Annotated in this window: 27 protein-coding genes; 10 read left to right on the top strand and 17 right to left on the bottom strand. The window is 69.5% G+C overall.

The window, feature by feature from the left end; genetic code table 11:
* Nucleotides 1-188 precede the first annotated feature (188 nt).
* The 10 genes from EXW95_RS03435 to EXW95_RS03390 form a co-directional block, all read right to left on the bottom strand.
* The gene (locus EXW95_RS03435) at nucleotides 189-800 is read right to left on the bottom strand and encodes an HAD family phosphatase (RefSeq protein ID WP_174366277.1); all 612 of its coding nucleotides are present in this window, start codon (nucleotides 798-800) and stop codon (nucleotides 189-191) included.
* Between the two features lie 61 nt (nucleotides 801-861).
* Entirely contained in the window at nucleotides 862-1,527 is a 666-nt protein-coding gene (locus EXW95_RS03430; protein WP_371809883.1) for a hypothetical protein, read from the bottom strand.
* Nucleotides 1,528-1,619: 92 nt separating this feature from the next.
* Complete coding sequence (locus tag EXW95_RS03425; protein ID WP_174366276.1) at nucleotides 1,620-2,219, bottom strand: hypothetical protein; 600 nt, start codon at nucleotides 2,217-2,219, stop codon at nucleotides 1,620-1,622.
* A 1-nt stretch (nucleotide 2,220) separates the two neighbouring features.
* Nucleotides 2,221-2,787, bottom strand: a complete 567-nt coding sequence (locus tag EXW95_RS03420) for a GNAT family N-acetyltransferase (protein ID WP_174366275.1) — start codon at nucleotides 2,785-2,787, stop codon at nucleotides 2,221-2,223.
* A gap of 97 nt (nucleotides 2,788-2,884) precedes the next feature.
* Entirely contained in the window at nucleotides 2,885-3,265 is a 381-nt protein-coding gene (locus tag EXW95_RS03415) for a diacylglycerol kinase (protein ID WP_174366274.1), read from the bottom strand.
* A 7-nt stretch (nucleotides 3,266-3,272) separates the two neighbouring features.
* Nucleotides 3,273-3,740, bottom strand: a complete 468-nt coding sequence (ybeY, locus tag EXW95_RS03410) for an rRNA maturation RNase YbeY (protein WP_174366273.1) — start codon at nucleotides 3,738-3,740, stop codon at nucleotides 3,273-3,275.
* Nucleotides 3,741-3,826: 86 nt separating this feature from the next.
* Nucleotides 3,827-4,894, bottom strand: a complete 1,068-nt coding sequence (locus EXW95_RS03405) for a PhoH family protein (RefSeq protein WP_174366272.1) — start codon at nucleotides 4,892-4,894, stop codon at nucleotides 3,827-3,829.
* A gap of 228 nt (nucleotides 4,895-5,122) precedes the next feature.
* On the bottom strand, nucleotides 5,123-6,205 hold the full coding sequence (locus EXW95_RS03400; protein ID WP_174366271.1) for a M48 family metallopeptidase: 1,083 nt from the start codon (nucleotides 6,203-6,205) through the stop codon (nucleotides 5,123-5,125).
* A complete protein-coding gene (locus EXW95_RS03395; RefSeq protein WP_254605484.1) occupies nucleotides 6,205-7,383 on the bottom strand; it encodes a YjgN family protein in 1,179 nt (392 codons plus the stop codon). Before EXW95_RS03395 ends, EXW95_RS03400 begins: the two co-directional genes overlap by 1 nt.
* A 208-nt stretch (nucleotides 7,384-7,591) precedes the next feature.
* Complete coding sequence (locus EXW95_RS03390; protein WP_174366269.1) at nucleotides 7,592-7,843, bottom strand: cold-shock protein; 252 nt, start codon at nucleotides 7,841-7,843, stop codon at nucleotides 7,592-7,594.
* A 274-nt stretch (nucleotides 7,844-8,117) separates the two neighbouring features.
* Here EXW95_RS03390 and EXW95_RS03385 point away from each other — a divergent pair, with 274 nt between their 5' ends.
* Both EXW95_RS03385 and EXW95_RS03380 read left to right on the top strand, forming a co-directional pair.
* Nucleotides 8,118-8,663 carry a gamma carbonic anhydrase family protein gene (locus EXW95_RS03385; protein WP_174366268.1) on the top strand — a complete coding sequence of 182 codons (546 nt, stop codon included), beginning with the start codon at nucleotides 8,118-8,120 and terminating at the stop codon, nucleotides 8,661-8,663.
* Nucleotides 8,664-8,684: 21 nt separating this feature from the next.
* Nucleotides 8,685-9,518: a hypothetical protein gene (locus EXW95_RS03380; RefSeq protein WP_371809882.1), complete on the top strand. Its 834-nt coding sequence runs from the start codon at nucleotides 8,685-8,687 to the stop codon at nucleotides 9,516-9,518.
* Nucleotides 9,519-9,601: 83 nt separating this feature from the next.
* Here the strand turns inward: EXW95_RS03380 and EXW95_RS03375 are convergent, their stop codons facing one another.
* The 6 genes from EXW95_RS03375 to EXW95_RS03350 form a co-directional block, all read right to left on the bottom strand.
* Nucleotides 9,602-9,988, bottom strand: a complete 387-nt coding sequence (locus EXW95_RS03375) for an NADH-quinone oxidoreductase subunit 15 (RefSeq protein WP_174366267.1) — start codon at nucleotides 9,986-9,988, stop codon at nucleotides 9,602-9,604.
* Nucleotides 9,989-10,024: 36 nt separating this feature from the next.
* A complete protein-coding gene (locus tag EXW95_RS03370; protein ID WP_174366266.1) occupies nucleotides 10,025-11,845 on the bottom strand; it encodes an alpha-amylase family glycosyl hydrolase in 1,821 nt (606 codons plus the stop codon).
* A 184-nt stretch (nucleotides 11,846-12,029) separates the two neighbouring features.
* Nucleotides 12,030-13,148 (bottom strand): N-acetyl-alpha-D-glucosaminyl L-malate synthase BshA, encoded by a 1,119-nt coding sequence (bshA, locus tag EXW95_RS03365; RefSeq protein ID WP_174366265.1) that lies wholly within the window; start codon nucleotides 13,146-13,148, stop codon nucleotides 12,030-12,032.
* Between the two features lie 112 nt (nucleotides 13,149-13,260).
* Nucleotides 13,261-13,746, bottom strand: a complete 486-nt coding sequence (locus EXW95_RS03360; RefSeq protein WP_174366264.1) for a hypothetical protein — start codon at nucleotides 13,744-13,746, stop codon at nucleotides 13,261-13,263.
* Nucleotides 13,743-14,666, bottom strand: coding sequence for a prohibitin family protein (locus EXW95_RS03355; RefSeq protein WP_174366263.1), 924 nt, complete (start codon nucleotides 14,664-14,666; stop codon nucleotides 13,743-13,745). Before EXW95_RS03355 ends, EXW95_RS03360 begins: the two co-directional genes overlap by 4 nt.
* Nucleotides 14,667-14,711: 45 nt before the next feature.
* Entirely contained in the window at nucleotides 14,712-15,095 is a 384-nt protein-coding gene (locus tag EXW95_RS03350; RefSeq protein ID WP_174366262.1) for a YchJ family protein, read from the bottom strand.
* A gap of 91 nt (nucleotides 15,096-15,186) precedes the next feature.
* On the opposite strand from EXW95_RS03350, the gene EXW95_RS03345 reads away from it, so the two are divergent.
* The 3 genes from EXW95_RS03345 (at nucleotide 15,187) to msrA (ending at nucleotide 17,779) form a co-directional block, all read left to right on the top strand.
* Nucleotides 15,187-15,990: an RNA methyltransferase gene (locus EXW95_RS03345; protein WP_174366261.1), complete on the top strand. Its 804-nt coding sequence runs from the start codon at nucleotides 15,187-15,189 to the stop codon at nucleotides 15,988-15,990.
* Nucleotides 15,987-17,162 carry a hypothetical protein gene (locus tag EXW95_RS03340; protein ID WP_174366260.1) on the top strand — a complete coding sequence of 392 codons (1,176 nt, stop codon included), beginning with the start codon at nucleotides 15,987-15,989 and terminating at the stop codon, nucleotides 17,160-17,162. The genes EXW95_RS03345 and EXW95_RS03340 overlap by 4 nt, the downstream gene beginning before the upstream one ends.
* Nucleotides 17,163-17,227: 65 nt before the next feature.
* Nucleotides 17,228-17,779: a peptide-methionine (S)-S-oxide reductase MsrA gene (gene msrA, locus EXW95_RS03335; protein WP_174366259.1), complete on the top strand. Its 552-nt coding sequence runs from the start codon at nucleotides 17,228-17,230 to the stop codon at nucleotides 17,777-17,779.
* Nucleotides 17,780-17,842: 63 nt separating this feature from the next.
* Here msrA and icd read toward each other — a convergent pair whose 3' ends face one another.
* Nucleotides 17,843-19,099: an NADP-dependent isocitrate dehydrogenase gene (icd, locus tag EXW95_RS03330; RefSeq protein ID WP_174366258.1), complete on the bottom strand. Its 1,257-nt coding sequence runs from the start codon at nucleotides 19,097-19,099 to the stop codon at nucleotides 17,843-17,845.
* 230 nt (nucleotides 19,100-19,329) lie between these two features.
* On the opposite strand from icd, the gene EXW95_RS03325 reads away from it, so the two are divergent.
* The 5 genes from EXW95_RS03325 (at nucleotide 19,330) to EXW95_RS03305 (ending at nucleotide 23,397) form a co-directional block, all read left to right on the top strand.
* A complete protein-coding gene (locus tag EXW95_RS03325; protein WP_174366257.1) occupies nucleotides 19,330-19,563 on the top strand; it encodes a hypothetical protein in 234 nt (77 codons plus the stop codon).
* A gap of 94 nt (nucleotides 19,564-19,657) precedes the next feature.
* Nucleotides 19,658-20,599, top strand: coding sequence for a carbohydrate ABC transporter permease (locus tag EXW95_RS03320; RefSeq protein ID WP_174366256.1), 942 nt, complete (start codon nucleotides 19,658-19,660; stop codon nucleotides 20,597-20,599).
* Nucleotides 20,592-21,524 (top strand): carbohydrate ABC transporter permease, encoded by a 933-nt coding sequence (locus EXW95_RS03315; RefSeq protein ID WP_174366255.1) that lies wholly within the window; start codon nucleotides 20,592-20,594, stop codon nucleotides 21,522-21,524. The genes EXW95_RS03320 and EXW95_RS03315 overlap by 8 nt, the downstream gene beginning before the upstream one ends.
* Nucleotides 21,524-22,027 (top strand): NUDIX domain-containing protein, encoded by a 504-nt coding sequence (locus EXW95_RS03310; RefSeq protein WP_174366254.1) that lies wholly within the window; start codon nucleotides 21,524-21,526, stop codon nucleotides 22,025-22,027. Before EXW95_RS03315 ends, EXW95_RS03310 begins: the two co-directional genes overlap by 1 nt.
* Nucleotides 22,024-23,397, top strand: a complete 1,374-nt coding sequence (locus EXW95_RS03305; RefSeq protein ID WP_174366253.1) for an FAD-dependent oxidoreductase — start codon at nucleotides 22,024-22,026, stop codon at nucleotides 23,395-23,397. Before EXW95_RS03310 ends, EXW95_RS03305 begins: the two co-directional genes overlap by 4 nt.
* Nucleotides 23,398-24,034 lie beyond the last annotated feature (637 nt).

Raw genomic sequence — 24,034 nt, 5'->3', positions numbered from 1 at the left:
GCATGACAAAGGGGCGTCCGGCCACCACCGGACGCCCCCTGATGCGGATTCCGTCTGTTTCGTTCACGGATCGGAATACCACCGATCTGTGAACTCCACGTCCGGAACCCGTTTTTCTCCCACTCGCTTTGCTCCGAGTGAACGGCTTTGCAAGCCATTCACTCGGAGTTCGATTGACACGACGAACCTCAGCCGTTCAGCCACTCCGCCAGCGTCGCCTCGAACGCCGCGTGGTGATCGTGGTGGTACAGGATGCCGTGGAACCCGGCGGCATTCGCCGCGTCGATGTTCTCCTGCACGTCGTCCACGAACGCCACCTGCGCCGCCGGGACGCCCATGGCGGCCTCCAGCGCCGCGAACGACTCCGGCGAGGGCTTCTTGTGCCCCAGCTCGTTGCTGAACACCGGCTGGTGGAACCGCGCGAAGCGCGGGTCGCGGCGCAGGTGGTCACTGACCACCGGGTAGTTGTTGCTCAGCAGCCCCACCCGCACGCCCTGCGGCAGCGCGGCCAGCGTGGCGTACATGGGCGCGTTGTCCGCGATGCTGCCCAGGTACAGCTCCTCGAAGTCGTCGTAGGGCATGGGAATCCCCGCCTCCTCCTGCAGGACCGTCCAGAACTGCGGCAATGTCCAGGCGCCGACCTCCAGCTGCCGCACGTGCCGGAAGTACGAGTCCCGCACGCGCTCCACGGGAACGCCGCTGCGCTCCGCGACGTTCTGCGTGCTGCGCCCGTCGAAGGTTCCTACCGTGAACACGCCGCCCCAGTCGAAAGCCACGTGCCGCTTCTGCTCACTCGTCATCCGCCCGATTGTGCCGCACTCCCCCGGTGATCTTCAGGGCGCTGTGCAGTCAGACCGGGATCTACTCGGGCAGCAGCAGACCCCGGCGGTCCCACGCCGCGAGATTCAGGTCGTTCATGGCCTGCCAGGGCCGCACCCAGTCCCCCTCTGCCTGCAGTTTCTGCCCGCGCCCGTGCCGCAGCACGTGCCCCCGGTGGGCGGCCAGCAGGTCCGCTGCCGGGCAGTCCGGGTGCAGGTGCACGTCGATCTCGGCGCTCAGCGCCGGGGCGTACGGCTGCCGGGCGCTGCTGGTCAGCACGCACGCGAAGCCGCTGGCACGGTCACGCAGCCACGTCAGCAGCTGCACGAACGGCCATCCGCTCCCGGCGTCCTCCGGCGTCTCGCTCCAGCGCAGCGCGGCCGTCACGTCCGGTTCCAGCAGGTACGCCCGCACGTGCCGCACCTCCGAGATGCCCGGCAGGTACACCGTGCCGCGCGGCGTGGCCCCCAGACCCAGCAGATCCTGATGCAGCGTGCCGATCGCGCGGGACTGCTCGGGCGTGGCGCCCCAGGCGCGGTCCTCCAGCGGCTGCGGACTGAGTGTCTCCGTGACGGTCGGTCCGGGCACCACCCGACCGTCCAGCCGCGCGAGGCTCAGGTCCGGCAGCAGGCTCACCGCGCGGTCCGGTCCGACCAGACGCTGCAGTTCGTCATCCGTGAGGGCAGCGAGATTCAGGCGGCGCGGCACGCCCACCAGAATAACGTGCCGACCTTACATGTTCAGCACATCTGAACCTGACGCTCATGATGAACGCTGCTGGCCGGGTCATCCTGCCCCGGTCAGTCCCAGTCCCACGCACGCCAGTCACTGGGTTTCGCCTCCCCCCGTACCGCTGACACTGGCCCGTCATGCGGGGACGGGTACCACGGATACGCCGCGTGCAGCGCCCGGTCCAGCTGCGCCCGCAGCAGATCGGCCAGCAGTGACTCCTCCCGGCCCGTGAGTTTCGGAATCTCCTGGCGCAGAGCCTCCAGCCGCGCCTCCAGCGCCCCCTGGTAGGGCTCGCGCGCCTTGCGGACCGCGCCCCGGCGCAGCGGCTCCGGGTGAATGACCGGCACGTACTCCGCCGCCGCGCGCGTGAGCAACTCCTGCCGGGCCAGGGCGCGCGCCGCGCGGGTCTGCTCGGCCCGCTCCCGCGCGTCCGCCGCGCGAGCCTGCGCCGCCAGGAACGTATCGTCCCGTTCGACGTCCAGCACGCGTGCCTCCTCGTACAGCTTCACCGGGGGCAGGCGGCGGCGGCCCATCCGCAGGCCATTCGGGCGGGTCCGGTCGTGCTCGCCGAGGAACCGCCGGATCAACGCCGGTGTCCAGCCGCGGTCCTTCAGGTCCTGCGTCGCCAGGAACCCGGCCGGATTGACCGGCGTGTCCCGCTGCGCCACGTTACGCCCGCCCGTCCAGGCCCGGCCACTCGGGCCGCAGCAGGTCCAGCCGCACCGCGTCGAAGCGCTCGCCGCGCACCACGCGCGCCTCCCGCACCCGCCCGGCCTCGCGGAACCCCAGGCGCAGCGCGGCGCGGAGCATCCGTTCGTTCCCGCCCCAGGTGCTGAACGTCAGGACGTGCGCGTCCGTCTCGTCCAGCGTCGCCTGCACCCACAGCGCCAGCGCCCGCGACCCCAGCCCACGCCCCCAGTGCGCCGGGTCGTAGATCAGGATGCCCAGGTCCCACCACCCACCGCCCGCCGGGTCCTCCTCGGCGCGGTTCACCATGCCGACCACCACCCCGCCCACGTCGATCACGCGTTCGTTCGGGTTCGGCGGGGCGGACGCCAGCGCCTGCGCGTACCGCTGCAGGTTCGCCGTCGTGTCCCACGCGGGCAGGTACGGCGCGTCCCACTCGCGCCACGCGGCGTCCGGGTCGGTCAACCAGCGCGTCAGGGTCGGCACGTCACGCGGGCGGCGCCCCCGCAGGGACACGGCGGCAGGGGAGAGGTCGGCAGGGGATGACACGCGCGCATCCTGCCACACTCCGGGCCGCGGAACAGCGTGCGCGCCCGCAGCCGCGCCGTGTATTCAGCCGCGTCGCGTTTTCATCCGCGCCGTGCCGTCATCCGCGCAGGACCCGCAGCAGCGCGGGCAGCAGCGTGCCCGCCGCGACGAGCAGCGCGCCCGCCGAGGCGACCAGCACGGCGGCGGCGGCCGCGTCCTTTGCGACCTTCGCCAGCGGGTGCCGCGCGGGACTCACGAGGTCCACGACCGCTTCCAGCGCGGTGTTCACAAGTTCCAGGCTCAGCACCAGCGCGCAGGCCAGCGCGACCGGCGCCAGCGGGGCGCGCAGCAGCAGGGTCGCCCCGAGCGCCAGCAGGGCCGCCCAGCATTCGATGCGGAAGTTCGCCTGCGAGCGGTACGTGTGACGCAGGCCCTCCCACGCGAAACCGAACGAGCGCCACCAGCGTCGCCCGCTCCACATCGACCCGTTCCGGCGCATGTGCCGGTCAGGCCCCGTCGGGCAGGGCGGCGCGCGCGGCGTCCCACGCGCCGTGGAACACCGCCCATTCGGGCCCGGTCGCGCCTTCCTCGAAGCCCAGGCCCTCGGCGTGCGGGTGGTCGTGCCCCACGAGGTGCGTCAGGCCGTGACTGGCGAGCAGCGCCACCTCGCGCGTCAGGCTGTGCCCGCGCGCCTCGGCCTGCCGCGCGGCGGTATCCAGGCTGATCACGATGTCCCCCAGGTGAGGCGGGACGAACGGGTCGCCGGGTTCCCAGGTGGGGAAGCTCAGGACGTCCGTCACGGCGTCCTCGCCCCAGTGCTCGCGTTTCAGGGCGCGGATGGTGCGGTCCCCGACGAGCACGACCGTCACCTCGCGCTCCTCGACGCCGAAGTGCGCCATCACCGCCTCCAGGCTCCCACGCAGCGCGGGACGTAGACCGGCGGGCGGCGTCTTGCGGACAATCAGATCAATCACTTCTCAGAGGATAGAGGATGGGTGATGGTGAATGGAAAAGGCCCGGCGCGCTCAGGTGCCGGGCCTTTCCATCAACCAACTACTGTCTACTGTTCACGCTCCGCCGCTGCGTCCCCTTCGCCTTCGGGGATGCTGGCGAACTCGCCCCGGCGCGCGGCGCGCTTGTCCTGCTCGGCGTTCTCGGCGGTCTCGTAGGCCTTGATGATGCGGCCCACCAGCGGGTGGCGGACTACGTCCGCGTCCGTGAACTCGTGCCACGCGATGCCATCGATGCTGCCCAGCACGCGCTTGGCGACCGCCAGTCCGCTCGTGACGTGGCGGGGCAGGTCGATCTGCGTGACGTCGCCGGTCACGACGACCTTGCTGGAGAACCCCATGCGGGTCAGGAACATCTTCATCTGCTCGCCCGTGGTGTTCTGTGCCTCGTCCAGAATGATGAACGCGTCGTTCAGCGTCCGGCCGCGCATGAACGCCAGCGGGGCGATCTCGATCACGCCGCTCGTCAGGTACGACTCGAACTTCTCCTGGTCCAGCATGTCCTGCAGCGCGTCGTACAGCGGGCGCAGGTACGGGTCGATCTTCGCCTGCAGGTCCCCCGGCAGGAACCCCAGCCGCTCCCCGGCCTCCACGGCCGGGCGGGTCAGGATGATGCGCTTGACCTTCTTGGCCTTCAGGGCCTGCACGGCCATGGCGACCGCCATGTACGTCTTGCCGGTCCCCGCCGGGCCGATCCCGAAGGTGATGTCGCTCTTATTGATGCTGTCCAGGTACTGTTTCTGGCCGGGCGTCTTGGGTTTCAGGCCGCGCGGGAGGCTCAGGCCGGTCACCTGCGTCTCCGCGGCCAGGCTGCGGCCCTCGCCGCTCAGGCGCGCGGAACGCAGGAGGCTGTCCGGCGTGAGTTCCGCGCCGCTGCGGACGACGTCCAGGGCGTCTTTCACCATGCGTTCGGCCGAGCGGACCTGCTCCTCATCGCCGGTGATGGTGATGGTCTCGCCGCGCGCCACGAGTTTCGCCTTCGTGAGTTCGCGCATGCGGCGCAGGTTCGCGTCTCCTGCCCCGAGCAGCGCGTACGCCTCGCGCTGGTTCTCCAGGGTCACGGTCGCGCTGAACGCGCCGGGAGTGGGGAGGCCGCTGTCCTGTTGAGGCTGTGTCAAATCGTCTCCAGTGCGCGCGGTGCGCAGTCCTCACCCCACAGGTGGGGTCAGGGGGAAGGGGCGTGGGGTCATCGGGAGGCCCTCATGATGCCGCACCCGCGTGGGGTGGGCGGTGCTCCCCGGCACATTGTGGGCAGTGCCCCACGGCACATTGTGGGCGGTGCCCACCGGCACATTGTGCGCCGCGCACCCGCCCGCCGGCATCACTCATTTCCCCTACGCCACGCCCTACCGTCCCTCCAGCGCCTTCAGGGCCGCCACCCGGTCGCGCGTGACCGGATGCGACCGGAAGACGTCCAGCCACGATCCTTCACGGTCCACCCCGGCGGTGTCCTCAGTGTCCTCCGCCGCATCCAGGCGCGTCAGGATGTCCTGCAGGGGCCGCGTCGAGCCGTAGCGGCCCAGCATGAAGTCGGCCGCCACGCGGTCCGCCTCGGTCTCCGCCGCGCGGGAGTACCCGCCGCGCAGGATCGCCGCCGGGACCGCCGCCGCGAACGACGTGGAACTGACCAGATCACCCGTGATGAGCGTCCCGACCAGCCCCAGCCCCAGCCCCTGGTACACCGTCGCCAGCCCGTGCCGCCGCGTGACGTGCCCGGTCTCGTGCGCCAGGACGCCCAGCAGTTCCCGGTCCGAGCGGGCCAGCGCGACCAGCTGGTCGGTCATGACGATCGTGCCGTTCGGCAGCGCGAACGCGTTCGCGCCCACCCCGGTGTCCCCGGCGGGCTCCCCGTCGCGCAGCAGCAGCCGGTACGGGTACCCGCCGCCAGCCCAGGCCTGAACCTGCCGGAATTCGCGTTGCAGCGCCTCCTGCCGCTCGCGGGGCAGTCCACTCGGGCCGATCAGGTCCTGTTCCTCCAGTACCCGCAGCGTCTGCTCGTCGAAGGACGCCAGCACGCCGCGCGGCGTGGCCCGGGCCGCCTGCGTCGCCAGGGCGGGGATGCCCCACACGATGAACGCGCCGAGCAGCGCGAACGCCACCGCCACCGCCGCCAGCGCGCTGCCCCACTGGGATTCCAGCCACGCTACACCCCGCAGCGTCCGGTTGCGGCCACCCGCGCGTTCCCACGCCAGCAGCGGCGCGAAGTCGGTCGTCTCGAACCTCGCCCCGCCCGGCAGGCGCACCACGCGCCGCACGCCGGGCACCGGCGGGTCCACGCTCAGGTCGGCAGGGGTGAACGTGTGGGCCTCGCCGTCCAGGGTCAGCGTCACGACCGGCCCCAGCGTGAGCCGCGCCGCGCGGTCCCGGCTGCTGTGCCCGTCGAAGTACACGCCGCCCAGCGTCACCGTGACCGGCGCGGTGCGGGTCATCAGAAGCCCACCTGGATGTCCAGCAGTTCGCTGGCCGCCTCGCCCAGCGCGGTGCCCGGCACCTGTGCCTGCCCCCGGAAGTGATCCAGGTCCGTGATCGTCCGGACGTGCACGCCTGCCAGGATGAAACGCGTCCGGCGGATCGCGGCCCACGGCGTCGCCAGGCCCAGCGTCACCACCTGCGCGAGGCTGTTCGTGACGCTCAGCCACACCAGTCCCCACGGACTGAACGTCGCGCCCGAGCGGACCACGCCGCCCAGCTCGGCGTTGTTCAGCACGTATTTCATGGTCGCGCCGCGCACGTACTGCCACGCGACCGTGTACAGCAGCAGGAACGACACGTACGCCACGCCCAGGAAGATCCAGACGGTCGGGCCGTCGATCAGGTCCTCGAAGTCCGCCCCGGCGCGCAGCTCACCGCTCAGGGCCGACCACGCGCCCGCCACCAGCCCGCCCAGCAGCAGCGCCACGACGCCACCCGCCAGACTCAGGCCCAGCGACGTCAGGCCGATGATGTAGAACGGCGCCACGTCCCCCCGGAAGTGCCCACGCGCCTGACCGTACCCCAGCCCCCTGACCTGATACTGCCGCTGCATGAACCACGCCCACGGCAGCGCGAAGATCCCCGCGATACTCGCGGCCACGTTTGCAGCCCCGTACGCCACGTACGATTCACCCGCCGTGCCGTGGAACGAGAAATTCAGCCCCCGGTGGACGGTATTCGCCGCCTGGAACCGCAGCGACCGCCACACCAGCCACGGGTACAGCGCCACGTACAGCAGGATCAGCGGCAGCGCCAGCCAGTACAGTTCACGCCCGGACGCGTAGCTGTACAGCCCGAACAGCGCCCCCACCAGCAGGTACCCGCGCAGCAGCGCGACCGGGTTCGCGCGGTACTCGAAGTTCTGCCCGTCCAGCCACGTGTGCCCGTAGAAGTACTGCCGGGTCCGCACCCGCGCCCACGGCAGGTACACACCCAGCGTGACCAGGGTCAGGGCCACATTCACGATCCACAGCCGGAAGTACTCGGCGGCCGTTCCCGTGAAGGTCAGGTCGTGGCGCGTCACGGCAGGCGGGGAATCCACCGGACCCGTCGGGTCAGGCGCCGGAGGGGTGTCCCCGTGCCGCCCCAGTGGGCGCAGCTCGGAGAGGGACGGGTCGGGCAGCGGGGCATCCATGACCCTCATCGTACGGGGGACGCGTCTGGCCGGAAGCGGCATGTGCCGCCCGTCACCGCCAGGGCAGGTGAAGCGATACGGATTCCGTTTGTTTCGTGAGCAGATCGGTACACCGCCGATCTGTTCACTCCACGCCCGGAACCCGTTTCTTTCCTGCTCGCTCTGCTCGGGTTGAAAGGTTTGCAAAAACTTTCAACCGGAGTCCGTATTACCAGCGGCTGCCGGCGCGGGCGGCCACGGGGGCCGGCGCGGCGTTCGTCACGCTGACGTTCTTCGCCTGCGGGCCCTTGCTGCCCTGACCGGCCTCGACCTCGAACTCGACCTCGTCACCCTCGTTCAGCTTGCGGAAGCCGCCGCTCTGGATGGCGCTGTAGTGCACGAACACGTCGGGGTTCCCCGGATGCTCGATGAAGCCGTAGCCTTTTTCCACGTTGAACCACTTCACACGACCTTGAGCCATAACTCTCCTTGCATCCCAGGCGCAAGTTCAGCCAGACGCAGCCCTCTAAGGCTGAATCCTGAACGGCTGTACCACGGTGAGACTCATGAAGTATCGCATGGCCCCCCCGCGTCATGTGGCGCACATGAGCGCCATTCCCCCAGTCGTACGGCCCCGCCAGACTGCCCTGCCGGGGCGCGCGGCGGCGTGCTACCCTGACGCAACTTCACACCACGGGACGACCTCACGCCGCCCAAAGCGGCTGCCCGGCTGCCCGTGACGCCCCGGAGGCCGCATGCCGCTCTACGCCCTGGACGGGCACCACCCGGACATCCACCCCACCGCCTTCATCGCCCCCAGCGCCGACCTGATCGGCCAGGTCCGTGTGGGCGCTTCCGCCAGCGTCTGGTTCGGCGCGGTCCTGCGCGGCGACCTGGAACCCATCACCGTCGGGCCCGGCTGCAACGTCCAGGACGGCGCGGTCCTGCACACCGACGCCGGGTGGCCCTGCGTCCTGCAGGACCACGTCACCGTCGGGCACCGCGCCATCGTGCATGGCGCCACGTGCGGCCCCGGCAGTCTGGTCGGCATGGGCGCCGTGATGCTCAGCGGCAGCAGCCTGGGCGCCGGGGCGGTCCTGGGCGCCGGAGCGGTCCTGCCCGAAGGCGCGCACGTCCCGGACGGCATGCTGGCCGTCGGCGTGCCCGCCCGCGTGGTCCGCACCGCGCCCGGCGGCGGCAACGCCCAGCGGTACGTGCAGAACGCCCGGCGGTTCAACGCCGGACTGCAGGAACTCCCGCAGGGGCCGGTCCTGCAGTCCGGTAACGAGTGCGCCTCCTGAACGGCACCACCGGAGCGAACCGTGACTGACAGCGGCGCTCCCCTCGACCCCGGCGGGCTGCCGGTCACGCCCGGACAGCCGGAACTGGCCGACATGGTGCAGGACCTGCGGCCCATGTTCCCGAACGCCGCGCCGTTCCTCGCGCGGTTCCTGCCGCAGTCCGACCCCACCCACGCGGGCCTGAATCACCAGTTCTGCGACCTGCACGCGTTCCTGAAGGTCCTGCACGACCAGGGCTGGTCCGGCTACCTGCACACCGCACTCGGGGAGCAGTGCGCGTTCGTGCTGCTGTTCGAGGGACGCGCCGTGACGGCCGCCGCGGGCAACGTGACGGGTGAGCAGGCACTCGGGGAACTCCTGAGCCAGTACGAGCAGGGCGCGTCCCTGAACGCCCACCCGCTCCCGGCGCAGGTCGCGCACGTCCTGAGCGGTATCGGGTCCCGCGCGTGGAAATTCAACCTGACCGAGGACTTCACCGGGCTGCACGCCCGGCCCGGCGGGGCGATCTTCTACGTGAAGGGCGAGATCACCGCCACGATGCCCGCCACCCTCCCGTACGAGGGGGCCTTCCCGGCGCCGCTGCGGCCGCAGACGCTGATCCTGCCGCGCAGCCTGGCGGGCTGGGCGCACCACCACTACGGCCTGACGCTGCGCGGCAGGGACGCCCTGAACGCCATCACGGACATTCACCAGACGTTCCGCGCGAAACATGGCCCGCCGGGCCTGACGTTCATGCGCGCCCTGGGTGAGGACCTGTCGCCCGCCGAGTACGCCATGCGGACCGACGTGGCCCTGCACGACCTGGAGCCCATGGTGCAGGACTTCCTGTCCGGCGGCCTGATCCGCGAGCACTGAACACGCGGATTCAACAGTGCGGGCCTCCCCAGGATCAGTCAGGGGAGGCCCGCACGTTCAGGTCAGCGCCATCTGGTCTGGGGTCAGGCGCTCTGGCGGACGCCCCGCAGCGCGCCGTCCAGCAGCGCCGCGAGCCGCTCACGCGTGAAGGGCCGCCTGCCTTCCAGCAGGGCACCCTCCCCGGCGTGCAGGTGCCAGTGCTTGCTGCCGCCCATCAATCGCAGCGACACGCCCTTGAGGTCCACGTGCCGGGAACTGACCCCCGCGACCAGCAGCGGCTGCCCCTGGTCGCTCAGGCTGACGCTCATGACGGTGGTGGGCAGGTCGTAGGGGCGCTCCATGCGGTAGATGTAGTCCGGGAAGTCCGCGACCTTCTCGAAGCCCAGGCCACGGGACTGTGCCTCGGTCTGGAGCCAGCCGAGAAGTTCCACCCACTGCGCGTACAACGCCGAGTCGTGTGCATGTGACATGTGACACGAGCATACTCCACGGCGCCGCGGACCGCGTCAGTTCAGCAGGATGCGCCCACCGGCCGCGTCCAGCGTGACGTGCCCACCCTGGAACACCTCGCCGCTCACGGCGTCGTGCCACTCGCCGTCCGGCAGGGAGAGGCTCACGTCGTGCCGCCCGGCGCGGCGGCTGGCGATCACGGCGGCCCGCTCGACCAGTCCACCCGCCTGGGTGTACTCGCGCAGGAACGCCACGGCGTCCTCCTCGGCGTGCACGAAGCGCAGCCCGCCGCGTTGCAGGGCGCGCGTGGCGCGGCGCACGCCGATCAGGGCCTTCATGCGGCCGCGCAGGTCCACGTCCCACTGCGATTCGTCCCAGGGCATCGCCTCGCGGCACCAGGGCATCGACCCGTCGCGGGACTGCGTCACGCCGACCTCGCTGCCGTAGTACGTGCAGGGCACCCCGGCGTAGCCCATCAGCAGGGTCACGCCCGCCAGGAACTGCGTGCGGTCGTTGCCGACGCGGTACAGCGCCCGGGCGATGTCGTGCGATTCGAGCACGTTGAACATGCTCAGCGCCACCTGCGGCGGCAGCGCGTGGTACGCGTCCCAGAGGATCTCCACGAGTTCCTCGCCGTTCAGGAGGCTGGGCTCGAACATCATGTTCGCCTGCGCCAGCCACTGCATGACCGGCAGCCCGAACCCGTGGTAGTTCATGCTGCCGTCCTCACCCTGACCGTCCAGCGCGTGCTCCGGGTCGTAGAAGCGCTCGCCGAACACGTACGCGTCCCCCGTCTCCTCGCGCGCGGCGCGTTTCAGGGTGCGGTGCAGCGGGAGGTTGTCCTCGTCGGTGCCGCCCGTGCCGATCATGTGCGCCACGTCCAGCCGCCAGCCCGCCGCGCCCCGGCGCAGCCAGTGCCGCACGACGCTCTCCTCGCCGCTGAAGAACTCCTGCACGGCCGTCTCGTTGCGGTAGTCGATCTTCGGCAGGGTGGGCACGTCGAAGAACGCATGGTACGGCAGTTTGCCCGGCTCGTCCCGCCACGTGAACATCGCCCGTTCGGGGGACAGTTCGTCGTCCATGGCCGCGCGGAACAGCGCGTTCTCGTTCCCGACGTGGTTGAACACGCCGTCCAGCACGATCCGGATGCCCGCCTTCGCGGATTCGCGGACCAGTTCGTCCCAGGCCTCGTCGCCGCCCAGGTGCGGGTCCACGTGGCGGTAATCCGTGATGTCGTAGCGGTGGTTGCTGGGCGACACGAAGATCGGCGTGAGCCACAGCCCCGTCACCCCCAGGTCCTGCAGGTACGGGAGCGCCTGCGTGACGCCGTTCAGGTCCCCGCCGTAATGCCCGTGAATGTCCCCCCACGAATCGATCGGGGTGTTCCACGCGATGTGCTCCACCACCCGGTCGCCGTACACGTACTCGCCAGTCTGGACGTCGTTGCTGGTGTCGCCGTTGCGGAAGCGGTCGGGGAAGATCTGGTAGAACACGCTCTCCCAGGCCCACTCGGGCGCCGTGTGCCCGGTCAGGTACGTGAACCACGAGCGGAAGCCCCGGCGCGTGCGGTGCAGGCCCAGTCCGGTCAGGTTCAGGTGGTCGTTCAGGAAGTTCAGCTGCCACGCGTAGCGCACGCGGCCCTCGTGGACGGGCAGGTCCGCCTCGAACCAGCGGCCCGGTTCCGCGCCGATCGGGTCGATCTCGCGCGCGGGCACGGACTCGATCTCGCCGACCCGCACGAACTTCAGGCTCACGCCCGTCACGGGCAGCGTCGTGCGGACGCGCACGCGCACGGTGGCGCCCATCGGCGCGCCCAGCCGCTCGGTGTACGCCGGCGTGTGGTCATGTTGGGTGGACAGCAGGGGGAAGATACTCATGGTGGGCCTCCGGGCCGGAAAAACGACAGCGCAGCGGGCACGGCCTCTGCGCGCAGGAGCTGCGGTGAGAGGTCGTGCCCGCGGTGGGCAAGCGTTGCCTTTGAACTTTAGGCCACAGTCTGAAACAGACGGGGCAACACGGTCAAGACCCCCACCCCCCGGCGGAGGCGCCCCCGCCCCGGCCCTACGCCAGCGTCCGCTCGTACGCCGCGAGGTACTGCGGCACGATCACCGACGGGTGGAACTGCTCGACCGCCGCGCGGCGCCCCGCCTGCCCCAGGCTCAGGTACAGGTCGCGGTTGCGCAGGATCTGCAGCGCCCGGTCCGCCATGGTGTCCACGTCCCCCACATCCGCCAGGAAGCCGTTCACGCCGTCCTGCACGACCTCCGGGATGCCCCCGGCGCGCGAGGCGACGACCGGCACCTCGCAGCTCATGGCCTCCAGCGCCGCCAGCCCGAAACTCTCCTGCTGGCTGGGCAGCACGAACAGATCGCTGATGCCCAGCACCGTCTCCACGTCCGGGAACGACCCCAGGAAGTGCGTGCGGCCGATCACGCCGCGCGTCTGCGCCAGCTCCATCGCCTTGGGCCGCTCCGGGCCGTCCCCGATCATCAGCAGCCGCGCCGGGATCTCCGACGCCACCCGCGCGAAGACCTCCACTACGTCGCACGCGCGCTTCACGGGCCGGAAGTTGCTGACGTGCACCAGCAGCGCCTCGTCCGGATGCGCGAACCGCGCCCGCACCGCCGGGTCCGTCACGCGCACGAAGCGGTCACTGTCCACGAAGTTGTGGATCACGTCGATCTCGCGGTCCACGCCGAACACCTCCCGCGTGTGCTGCGCGAGGTACTCCGACACCGCCGTCACCCGGTCGCTGCGTTCGATCGCGTGCCGGGTCGTGGACCGGAACGCGGGCTCCAGGCCCACCAGCGTCACGTCCGTGCCGTGCAGCGTCGTGATCACCCGCGAGCGGCCCGTGATCGCCCGCGCGTGAATCGCCGCCGTCGCGTGCGGAATCGCGTAATGCGCGTGCGACAGGTCCACGCCATACTCCTCGATGACCTCCGTCAGCGTGTTCGCCGCCGCCAGTTCCGGGTACGGCTGGTCGAACAGCGCGTACGCATACCCGCCCACCTGATGAAAGTACGGCCCGGTCATGCAGCGCTGCCCGGTCAGGCGGAACGGCTGCGCCGCGCCCACGAAATGCACCTCGTGCCCCGCGCGGGCCACCTGCAACCCCAGTTCGGTCGCGACCACCCCCGACCCCCCGGCACTGGCGTGGCACAGCACCGCCACCTTCACAGGCGACCCCCGATCCTCATGCACGGCGCGAAAGCTGACGAAATCATGAGTGCCAACTATACGGGCCGCATGTCAGCGCAATGGTTCCCCTACACTCCATCCGGGTTGGCGTTCACCGCTCACGGACGCGCAGGTCACCCGCCGCGCCGAAGCGTTCGCGCAGGAAGCGGCCCTGCGTGAGCAGGCGGTCGGCAGCGGCGTGATCGTGCCTCAGCGCCTCCTGCACGCCGTTCTCGATCAGGGTCAGCTGTTCCAGCAGCAGCGTCTCGGGCGGTTGCCCCTGCGCGTCCAGCTGCGCGCGGGCCGCCGGGGTCAGGTTCAGGAAGGCGCGGACGGTGTCCGGCAGGTAGTCGCTGAGCGTCTGGCGCAGCAGGAAGGCCGCGCGGGCGTCGGCCGGTTCGCTGCGCAGCGCGTCGTGCACGGTGCACAGCAGTGCCCAGGCGCGCGTCCGGGCCGGTTCCGGCAGCTTCAGCAGGTCGTCCGGCAGGGTGCGCGTCGGCGCGGGCGTCTCGGCGGGCGTGACGTCCGGGGCGGGCGCGCGGCGGGTTGCCAGCACGATCAGCACGGCCGCCAGCGCCAGGATCAGCAGGGGCGTCATGGTTTGGGCGCGGCGGTCCGGCCGGTCAGGTTGCCGACGTCCAGCAGGAAGTTCCCGTCGCTGGGCAGCATGACCGTCTGGATGCCGGGCGAGAGTTTCTCCGCGACGGTCAGCTGGATCAGCTGCGGGTTCTCGCGCAGGGCGCGGCCGCGCAGCGAGAGCGCCTCGGCCTCGCCGCGCGCCTTGGCGACCGACGCCTTCGCGGCGCCCTCGGCCTCCACGACGGCGCGCTGCGCGGCGATGTTCGCCTGCTGCAGCTTGTTGCGTTCCACCGCGACCTGCTGCTCGGCGGTCTGCTTCTGCTCGATGGCCTTGGCGACGCTGTCCGGGATGCGCAGTTCACGCAGCAGGACGCTGTCCAGCGTGAGGTTGTTCTGCTGGAACACCTGACGCAGCGCGTTCGTGATGCTCGCCTCGACCTGCTGCCGCTGCGTGCTGATGATGTCAGCGGCGCTGAACTGCCCGATCGCGTCGCGGACCTTGCTGCGCACCTGCGGGCGGATCACGGTCCGGACGTAGTCGCGGCCCAGTTCCTTGTGCAGCTGCGCGGCCTTGGCGCGGTCCACGCGGAACTGCACGGTCACGTCCGCCGTGATCTCCAGGCCCTCCTTGCTGCGCGCGCGGATGGCGCCCTCGTCCCCGTCCTGGATGTTGTGCGCCAGCGTGACCTCCTGCAACTTCGCGTCGTACAGCGTCACGTGATCCACGAACGGCACGAGGAAATGCACGCCTTCCTGCAGCGGCTGGCCCTTCACGCCGGTCAGGGCGCTGAACGCCACGCCCACGTACCCGGCGGGGACGACCTTCACGCTCTGCGCGACCAGTACCCCCGCGATGAGCAGCCCGCCCAGGATCAGGCCCGCGCGGCGGTTCGGGCGGACGTTCAGGGCTGGCGTCTGGCGGGTCTTCTGATCGGTCATGTCACCGGTACGGCCCGGACTCTCACGGGGTTCCCATGCGCCGGATCAGGCGTCGGGGGTGTCGCCGTCCACGTACACCCAGTGCCCGCCCAGCTGCGTGAAGCGGCTGCGTTCCCGCAGCGAGTACCGCTCGCCGTCCGGCAGGCGCAGCTGCGCCGTGAAGGTCACCTCGTCCCCCTGCGCCCCGTGCACCCGCAGGCCCAGGTACCGGGTGCCGTCGCGCAGGTCCAGCGTGGCCGGGCGGGTGTCCGGATGCCAGGTGCGCTGCACGTACGCGCTGTCGCCCAGGGCGTACGCCGCGTACCGCGAGCGCATCAGCGCCTCGGGCGTGGCGGCGGCCTGACCGGCGTGCAGCGGGCCGCAGCAGTGCCCGTAACTCCGCCCGGAACCGCACGGGCAGGACTTGAATTGTGGATACGCGAGCGGCATGCCCGCAGGCTAGAGCATTTGCCTGCCTGGCGCGCCGCGCGCAGGGTCCGCGCTGCCCCGCCCTGATGACTGGCGGGCCATAATGACCGCAATGAGTGCCACCGAAGTCATCACCTCCCTGCAGAACGCGCACGTCAAGCGGCTCGTGCGCCTGCGCGGCCGCCGCGAACGCGAACAGGACGGCGTCATCCTGATCGAGGGTGCCCGCGAGATCGCCCGCGCCGTCACCAGCGGCGTCAAGCTGAGCGCCGTGTACAGCACCCCCGACCTGCACAGCCCCGAGGGCGAGGCGCTGGCCCCCACCCTGCACGCCCCCACGCACCTGCTGTCCCGCGCGGCCTTCGAGAAGGTCAGCGGCCGCGAGAACCCGGACGGCCTGCTGGCCCTGGCCCCCACCCCCGCGCGGCCCCTGCCGGAACCCGGCGCGCAGGCCGTGACGGTCGTGCTGCACGGCCTGGAAAAACCCGGCAACGTCGGCGCGATCCTGCGCAGCGCCGACGCCGCCGGGGCGGACAGCGTGATCGTCCTGGGGCGCGGCGCCGACCCCTACGGCCCGAACGTGATCCGGTCCTCGCAGGGCAGCGTGTTCACCCTGCCGGTCGCCGTCATGAGCGAGGACGAGGCGCAGGCGTGGCTGGCGCAGCGGCACTTCACGACCTTCGCGTGCACCCCGGACGCCGAGCGCGCCTACTGGGACGCCCCGCTGACCGGCCGCGTGGCCCTGCTGCTGGGCACCGAACACGAGGGCCTGCCGGAACACTGGCGCCGCACCGACCACAGCGTCAGCATTCCCATGGACGCCAGTCGCGGCGCGGACTCGCTGAACGTCGCCACCGCCGCCGCCCTGATGCTGTTCGAATGCGCCCGCCAGCGCCGCGCCGGGGAGATCGCATGATCCGCGCCTCCAGCGACCCGTACCGCGACTGGCTGCGCGCCCGCCTGAGCGCCGAACTGGGCTCCCACGAGGCCGAACAGGCCATCCAGGGCGCCGTGCAGCGCCGCGGCTGGACCGCCCTGCGCACCCTCGGTCCCCGCGACGTCGTGGCGGTCCTGCAGGACGTGTACGCCCGCATGCGCGACGAGTTCGGGGACGGCCGCGCCGACCGCTGGCTGGAAGGCACCACCCTCGACCTCGCCCGCTTCGCCGAGAGCGTCCCCGTGCCCGCCCAGCCCACCGAGGGCCCCATCGCCCCCGCGCCCGGCCCGGTCCGCTGGGGCCGCCGCGCGCACGACCTGCCGCTGCTGCTGGCCCGCTCGCACGCCGAGATCGCCGGGCGCAGCCTCGCCGCGATCCGCACCAACCCCGACCTGCGCGCCCTGGAACGCGCCGCCGAATGGGACGTGCAGGCCACCCAGGCCGAGGTGCGCCGCTGGGAGACCGAGGAGATGCTCAGCCGCCTGCGCGCCGACCACGCCCGCATCGAGGTGGCCGACCAGGTCGCGGCCGCCGCCGCGCAGGCGCAACTGCTCGACCTGAACGTGCAGGAACTCGAAGACGCCCTGCGGACCGGTCAGGCCGTCGGCCCGCGCCTGGCGCACACCCGCCTGATGGCCTCGCAGACCCACGCGTTCCTCGACGCGTTCACGCCGCTGATCGAACTGACCGACGCGGACACGCCCCTGACCATGCTCGACGTGGACCTCTCGAACGCCCGCTTCTCGCTGGGCGTCCCGCTGCACCCGAACGTCCTGCGCGCCCGGCAGGCGCTGAACTACGCCCAGTGGCACGCCGGGGACGCCGACGGCAGCCCCGCCGTCATGCAGGCCCACCACGCGCTGCACCTCGCGCAGGAGGAAGCCCGCACGCAACTGGACAGCACCCTGCAGGCCGCCCGCGCGCACCAGGGAGCGCTGCGCGACCTGAAAACCCAGGTGGAAGCCCTGGAACGCCGCGCCGCGCAACTGCAGTCGCTGGGCGGCGACCCGGTCAGTCTGGCCCGCGTCCGCCTGGAATGGAGGCAGGCCCGCACCGCCGCGCGCGTGCAGTCTCACCGCCTGGAAGAAGCCCTGAAACTCCTCGACGCCCTGGTCAGCGAGGGCGACACCGTCAGCACCCCCGCCACCTGAGGTACGCGGCGGGGATCGTGCCCACCGTCGCCGTTGCCCGCGCGGGAACACGACAGAATGCCGCCATGACTTCCAACAGCGCGGGACAGCAGCAGGCGATTCTGGCCGGAGGCTGCTTCTGGTGCACCGAGGCCGTCCTGAAGGACGTGCGCGGCGTGCAGAAGATCGAGAGCGGCTACATTGGCGGGCACACCCCCAGCCCCGACTACCGCAGCGTGTGCAGTGGCACCACCGGGCACGCCGAGGCGGTCCGCGTCACCTTCGACCCGGCGCAGGTGTCCTACCGGGACCTGCTGGGCCTGTTCTTCGCCACGCACGACCCCACCAGCCTCAACCGCCAGGGTGCGGACACCGGCACGCAGTACCGCAGCGCCGTGTTCCCCCTGACCCCCGAACAGGACGCGCAGACGCGCGAGGTGATCGCCGACCTGACCGCCCAGGACGTGTTCGGCAAGCCCATCGTGACGACCATCGAACCCGCCACCGAGTTCTTCGTCGCCGAGGACTACCACCAGAACTACTACGAGAACAACCCGCGCCAGCCGTACTGCATGGCCGTCATCGCGCCGAAGGTGGCGAAGATGCGGCAGTACTACAGCGACCGCCTGCGCGCGTAAAGCAGTCCGGAAACGAGAGGCGGCGAGGGGTGATTCCCTCGCCGCCTCAGTTCACCCGTTGGCTCAGGCCTTGCGGGCCTTCATGTTCTCGATGATCTTGTCGCCGAATTCGCTGGTCTTCACTTCGGTCGCGCCTTCCATGTTGCGGGCGAAGTCGTACGTCACGACCTTCTGCTGGATGGTGTCATCCAGGCCCTTCAGGATCAGGTCGGCGGCCTCGGTCCAGCCCATGTAGCGCAGCATCATCTCGCCGCTGAGGATCACGGAGCTGGGGTTGATGACGTCCTTCCCGGCGTACTTGGGCGCGGTGCCGTGCGTCGCCTCGAAGATGGCGTGGCCGGTCACGTAGTTGATGTTCGCGCCGGGCGCGATGCCGATCCCGCCGACCTGCGCGGCCAGTGCGTCGCTGACGTAGTCGCCGTTCAGGTTCAGGGTGGCGATCACGTCGTAGTCGGTGGGGCGCAGCAGGATCTGCTGGAGGAAGTTGTCGGCGATGACGTCCTTGATGACGATGCCGTTGGGCAGCTGGCACCAGGGGCCGCCGTCGATCTCCACGGCGCCGAATTCACGCTTGGCGAGCTCGTAACCCCAGTCGCGGAAGCCGCCTTCCGTGAACTTCATGATGTTGCCCTTGTGGACGATGGCGACGCTCTTGCGGCCGTTGTCGATCGCGTACTGGATCGCGGCGCGCACCAGACGCTCGGTGCCTTCCTTCGACACGGGCTTGATCCCGAACGAGGAGCTGTCCGGGAAGCGGATCTTCTTGACGCCCATCTCGCGCATCAGGAAGCCGCGGACCTTGTCGGCCTCGTCGGTCCCGGCCTTGTACTCGATCCCGGCGTAGATGTCCTCGGTGTTCTCGCGGAAGATCACCATGTCCACGTCCTGGGGGCGCTTGACGGGGCTGGGCACGCCGTCGAAGTACTGCACGGGACGCACGCAGGCGTACAGGTCGAGTTCCTGACGCAGCGCCACGTTGATGCTGCGGATGCCGGTGCCGACCGGGGTGGTCAGCGGGCCCTTGATGCCGAACAGGTACTCGTTGAAGGCATTCACGGTGCTCTGGGGCAGCCACTCGTTCTCGCCGTACACCTCGAGGCTCTTTTCACCGGCGTAGACCTCCATCCACTCGACCTTGCGCTCGCCGCCGTAGGCGATCTCGACGGCGGCGTCGAGCACGCGGACGCTGGCGCGCCAGATGTCGGGGCCGGTGCCGTCGCCTTCCACGAAGGGAATGATGGGGCGGTTCGGCACGCTGAGCTTGCCGTCTTGCATCGTGATCTTCTCGCCCTGCGCGGGCACCTTGATGTGCTTATCCATGACCCGGACACTGTACCCCACCGGGCCCGAACCCGAGTTGGTGTACCTGTTACCCGAAGGGTTTACACGCAGTCCAGAAGCGATCACGGGTGCCCGGCGGCCCTGGAAGGTGAAGATTCCCCCAGCGTCGCGTGGGGTCCCGCTGAAGCCTGCCCTCACCCCGTCGGCGGCGGCGCGCGGCAGTCTGGGGGCACCCACTAGGGAATCCACTTCGCAGGAGGACTCAACCGATGAGTGACAAGAGCACCGCTGAAAACATGCTGGACGCCGCCAAGGCCAAAGTGAACGAAGGGGCCGACCGCCTGCGCGAGGCTGGCCACAACGCCGCCCACGCCGTGACGGGTGACGCCCACCACAAGGCCGAAGCCCTTGAGGACCGCGCCAAGGCCGAAGTTCACAACGCCGAAGCCAACGCCGAGTACAACGAAGGCAAACGCGAAGCGCACGACGGCGACGGTCACTAAACCGTCAGCCTCGACCTGCCCTGACCAGCCCCTCCCGCGCGGAGTGGCTGGTTTTTTCACGCCGCTCCCCGCACGGCCCGCTACACTGCGCCCCATGACCACAAAGGGGCGGCGCGTTTCTCGCCGCGAACAACACCGCATCGGCGGCACCGGCGCGTCTGTCACGGTGCGCAACACCCTGATCGCCTACGCGTTCATGCTGCCGTTCCTGATCCTGCTCGTCGTGTACCACACCTGGCCCGTGATCTTCGGGTCGTACCTGGCGTTCACGAAGTACAACATCATCAACCCGCCGCAGTGGGTGGGCCTCGACAACTTCCGCGAACTGTTCGCCGACGAGCAGTTCTGGTCGGGTCTGCGCAACAGCCTGAAGTACGTATTGGTCGTGCCGGTGATTCAGGTCATCTCGATCCTGGTGGCACTCCTCGTGAACCGTCCGCTGCGCGGCATCGGGTTCTTCCGCACCGCGTACTACGTGCCGGTCGTGACGAGCTTCGCGGTGGTTGGCCTGATCTGGTCGTGGCTGTACAAGCAGGGCGGCGCCGTGAACAGCATCCTCATGGGTCTGGGCCTGATGCGCGGCGACCACAGCCTGCTCGACAACCCCGCCACGGCGCTGTTCGCGGTGATGTTCGTGACCCTCTGGAAGGGCATCGGATACTACATGGTGCTGTACCTCGCGGGCCTGCAGGGCATCAGCCGCGAACTGGAGGAAGCCGCCACCATCGACGGCGCGACCCGCTCGCAGGTGTTCTGGAACATCACCCTGCCGGGCCTGCGCCCCACCATCCTGGTGTGCAGCCTGCTGTCCACCATCAGCGCCATCAAGGTGTTCGAGGAACTGTACGTCATGACGCCCAACGGCTACCCGGCGGGCAGCACGTACTCCGCGCTGATGTACTCGTTCTCCAAGGCGTTCGGGGGCGACTTCAACTTCGGGCTGGCCGCCGCCGCCAGCATGGTCGTCGCGGTGGTCAGCATCCTGTTCGGCCTGATCAACTTCCGCCTGACGAAAGGAGGCCGCAGCGATGCCTGACACCACCCTGCCCCAGACCACCCTGGTCAGTGACCCGCACGCGCAACTGGCCGCGCAACTCAAGGTGCAGCGTCAGCGCCGCGAACGGCTGCGCAACGCCGCCGCGTACGCCGTGCTGATCCTGATCGCGCTGATCATGCTCTACCCGTTCTACTGGACGCTCGTCACGTCCCTGGAACCCACCGGGAACATCTACGAGGCCAAGATCCTCCCGAAAGCCCTGAGCCTGCGCAATTACCTGGAAGTATTCAGCGGCACCACCGTTCCTTTCTGGCGACTGTTCCTGAATTCCGTGATCATCTGCATCCTGGGCGTGACGTTCACCACGACCCTCGCCACGCTCGCCGCGTACCCGCTGGCCCGCATGCGCTTCCCCGGCCGGGACCTCGTCTTCTACTCCATCCTGATCCTGATGGTCCTCCCGAACGAGGCCGGCCTGATCGTCAACTACATCACCACCATCAAACTGGGGCTGCTGGCGCAGACCAGTCCCCTGGCGGACGCCGCGCGGCAGTACCTCGCGGTCGTGCTGCCCGGCGCGGCCAGCATCGTGGGCCTGTTCCTGCTGCGGCAGGCGTACCTGGGCATCCCGCAGGAACTCATCGAGGCGGCCCGCATCGACGGCGCGCGCGAACTGACCATCTGGCGGCGCATCATGCTCCCGCTGGCCACCCCGACCATCGCCGCGTTCGCCATCCTGGAATTCGTGGCGTACTGGAACTCGTTCCTGTGGGCGCGCGTCATGCTGCCCGACAAGAACATGCTCCCGCTCTCCGCGGGCCTGCTGGAACTGTCCGGCACGTTCAGCACCAACTCCCGCGCCGTCATGGCGGGCGCCGTCATCACGATCATCCCGATCCTGATCGTGTTCCTGATGGGCCAGAAGTACTTCATGAAAGGCCTGGAAGGCGCGGTCAAGGGCTGATGTTCCGCCGGAAGAAGGACTTCTACGTGAACGCCCGGGCGGTCATCGAACGGGACGGCGAACACGGGCGCGAGGTGCTCCTGCAGGTGCGCGCCAAACCCGGCCAGCCGCGCACGCTGGAACTCCCCGGCGGGCAGCTCGATCCCTTCGAGTCCATCCCGGCCGCCCTGCGCCGCGAGGTCATGGAGGAAACCGGCCTGACCGTCACGGCCTTCCTGGACGACCCGCGCGCCACCACCTCCAGCGCGCCCGGCGGGGACGTGGAGTGCCTGACCCCCGCCTTCGTGTACCAGACCACACGCGGCCCGGTGGACAGCGTCGGCTTCTTCTTCCGCGTGCAGGTCAGCGGCGATCCCCTGACCCGCGGCGACCACGCCGAGGCGCCCCGCTGGGTCCCGCTGCGCGACCTGCGCACCCAGATTCAGACCCGGCCCGAGGACTTCAACTGGCTGACCCTCGCCGCACTGCGCCACCTGTTCACTCACGCCTGGGCGGACGCATGACCCTGACCTACCGCACGCTGGACCGCGACTGGGACGTGATCGTCGCCGGGGGCGGCACCGCCGGGGCCATCGCGGGCATCGCCGCCGCCCGCAGTGGGGCGCGCACGCTGGTGGTCGAGGCGCAGGGGAGCCTGGGCGGCACCGGCACGAACGCCTGGGTGACACCGCTGATGCGCAACGTCGCGGACGGTCAGAACCTCAACCGGGGCCTGACCGAGGAACTCAAGGCCCGCCTGCGGGCGCGCGGCGACGGCGCGACGGACCCGTCCGGGAACGACAATTGGTTCAACCCGGAGGGCCTGAAGTTCGTGCTGGACGACCTCCTGCGCGAATCCGGCGCGGAGGTGCTGTTCCACACTCAGGTCGTGCAGCCCGTCATGGCTGCCGGGCGGATCGAGTCGCTGGTCGTGCACAACAAGGGAGGATTGCAGGCCCTGCGTGCCCGGACGTTCATCGACGCGACCGGAGACGCCGACGTGGCCGCGCTGGCGGGCGTCCCCATGAGCGGCGGGGACGAGGACGGCGTGCATCAGGCCATGAGCCTGCGCTTCACGCTGGCCGGGGTGGACGTCACCCGGCTGCGCGATTTCCTGAACGGGAACGGGCAGCGGCAGGACCATCCGGACTTCCTGCACTTCTGGATGGTCTGGGGTCGCCGCAGCAGTCTGGAACCCCTCTTCCGGCAGGCAGTCGAGGATGGCGTCCTGCTGGAACGCGACGGGGACTACTTCCAGGCATTCAGTGTCCCCGGTCGCCCCGGCGAACTCAGCTTCAACTGCCCACGCATCCGCGCCGACCTGCACGACGGCACCGACCCCTGGCAGCTCAGCGAGACGCAACTGGACGGGCGGCAGGCCATCACGCGCCTCACGGCGTTCTGCCGCGCGTACCTGCCCGGCTGCGAGCACGCTTTCATCGGCGTGGTCGCCCCGATGGTCGGCGTGCGCGAAACCCGGCGCATTCACGGGGAGTACACGCTGACCGTCACGGACATCCTCGACTGCGCCCGCTTCCCGGACGGCATCTGCCGCAACCACTACCCCGTGGACATTCACTCCGTCAGGGGCGGCGCGAAACTGCTGCATGAACGCGAGGGCACCGCGCCGTACTTCGCGCCCGGCGCGTTCCACGACATCCCGCTGCGCGCCATCATCCCGCTGAACGTCACGAACCTGCTCGTACCGGGCCGCGCGGCGAGCAGCACCTTCGAGGCGCAGTCCAGCATCCGCGTGCAGCAGAACTGCCACTCCATGGGCGAGGCCGCCGGGATCGCCGCCGCCTGGGCCGCCCAGCGCCACGTGGGCGAGGTCCGGGCCGTCAACCCGGACGACCTCCGCACTGAACTGACCGCGCGCGGCGCGCTGGTCTGAACGGGCAACGCCTCCAAGAGGAGCGCGAGAAGCCGGAGATCAAAACGATTGGAAGTGGAACTGAACGGCGACCCATTGGTTCTTTATCCGGGATTAGAGCGATACGTACCTCCGACTGCATGGACTGCAAAGGCCATTCGACAGTGATTGGATTTGTCTGGAGCTTGATGTTATTATAGCCGCCCAGCAAATAAATCCTTCTGCTTCGAGTGGTAAAACGGTGCGCCATATAGGAATTTGGAGGCAATCTTTGAAAGAGGAGGGGAATAGTGGATTTCCGTACTGTATTGAGCAGAGCGGAGAATCTCATTACAACTTTCTAGCCTTTGCTGCTGAATATAAAGCTGGCGTAAATGCTCGCGTTGCGAGGAAAATCTGCCTATAGTGGAGAAATAAAATGAGTAAATTCAGGATAAATCTGAGTGCATTAGATCATAGAGCGTTAACGCATTATTTGTAAAACCTAAAAGCCGTTGCAGCTTGACCGACACCGTATATTTATGAGAGTGTGCGTAAGTTTTCCATGGGAAGCCTTGGGAGTATGTCGGCAATTAGTTGCATCCAGGAAAATGAAACCCGGCTAGCGGAAGTGCGGAATTGGATAATTGAATTTTCTCCTCTTTAATTAAGGCACGAT

This window comes from Deinococcus sp. JMULE3 (assembly GCF_013337115.1).
GTDB lineage: Bacteria > Deinococcota > Deinococci > Deinococcales > Deinococcaceae > Deinococcus.
The sequence above is the reverse complement of the archived record's forward strand: the minus strand, read 5'-3'. Positions and strand labels throughout refer to the sequence as shown.

Bases quoted from the DNA above. Each gene is read 5' to 3' on its own strand.
- EXW95_RS03435 (WP_174366277.1), bottom strand. From the start codon at position 800: ATGACGAGTGAGCAGAAGCGGCACGTGGCTTTCGACTGGGGCGGCGTG.
- EXW95_RS03415 (WP_174366274.1), bottom strand. From the start codon at position 3,265: ATGCGCCGGAACGGGTCGATGTGGAGCGGGCGACGCTGGTGGCGCTCG.
- EXW95_RS03400 (WP_174366271.1), bottom strand. From the start codon at position 6,205: ATGACCCGCACCGCGCCGGTCACGGTGACGCTGGGCGGCGTGTACTTC.
- EXW95_RS03395 (WP_254605484.1), bottom strand. From the start codon at position 7,383: ATGGATGCCCCGCTGCCCGACCCGTCCCTCTCCGAGCTGCGCCCACTG.
- EXW95_RS03390 (WP_174366269.1), bottom strand. From the start codon at position 7,843: ATGGCTCAAGGTCGTGTGAAGTGGTTCAACGTGGAAAAAGGCTACGGC.
- EXW95_RS03385 (WP_174366268.1), top strand. From the start codon at position 8,118: ATGCCGCTCTACGCCCTGGACGGGCACCACCCGGACATCCACCCCACC.
- EXW95_RS03375 (WP_174366267.1), bottom strand. From the start codon at position 9,988: ATGTCACATGCACACGACTCGGCGTTGTACGCGCAGTGGGTGGAACTT.
- EXW95_RS03370 (WP_174366266.1), bottom strand. From the start codon at position 11,845: ATGAGTATCTTCCCCCTGCTGTCCACCCAACATGACCACACGCCGGCG.
- EXW95_RS03360 (WP_174366264.1), bottom strand. From the start codon at position 13,746: ATGACGCCCCTGCTGATCCTGGCGCTGGCGGCCGTGCTGATCGTGCTG.
- EXW95_RS03355 (WP_174366263.1), bottom strand. From the start codon at position 14,666: ATGACCGATCAGAAGACCCGCCAGACGCCAGCCCTGAACGTCCGCCCG.
- EXW95_RS03350 (WP_174366262.1), bottom strand. From the start codon at position 15,095: ATGCCGCTCGCGTATCCACAATTCAAGTCCTGCCCGTGCGGTTCCGGG.
- EXW95_RS03345 (WP_174366261.1), top strand. From the start codon at position 15,187: ATGAGTGCCACCGAAGTCATCACCTCCCTGCAGAACGCGCACGTCAAG.
- EXW95_RS03340 (WP_174366260.1), top strand. From the start codon at position 15,987: ATGATCCGCGCCTCCAGCGACCCGTACCGCGACTGGCTGCGCGCCCGC.
- msrA (WP_174366259.1), top strand. From the start codon at position 17,228: ATGACTTCCAACAGCGCGGGACAGCAGCAGGCGATTCTGGCCGGAGGC.
- icd (WP_174366258.1), bottom strand. From the start codon at position 19,099: ATGGATAAGCACATCAAGGTGCCCGCGCAGGGCGAGAAGATCACGATG.
- EXW95_RS03325 (WP_174366257.1), top strand. From the start codon at position 19,330: ATGAGTGACAAGAGCACCGCTGAAAACATGCTGGACGCCGCCAAGGCC.
- EXW95_RS03320 (WP_174366256.1), top strand. From the start codon at position 19,658: ATGACCACAAAGGGGCGGCGCGTTTCTCGCCGCGAACAACACCGCATC.
- EXW95_RS03315 (WP_174366255.1), top strand. From the start codon at position 20,592: ATGCCTGACACCACCCTGCCCCAGACCACCCTGGTCAGTGACCCGCAC.
- EXW95_RS03310 (WP_174366254.1), top strand. From the start codon at position 21,524: ATGTTCCGCCGGAAGAAGGACTTCTACGTGAACGCCCGGGCGGTCATC.
- EXW95_RS03305 (WP_174366253.1), top strand. From the start codon at position 22,024: ATGACCCTGACCTACCGCACGCTGGACCGCGACTGGGACGTGATCGTC.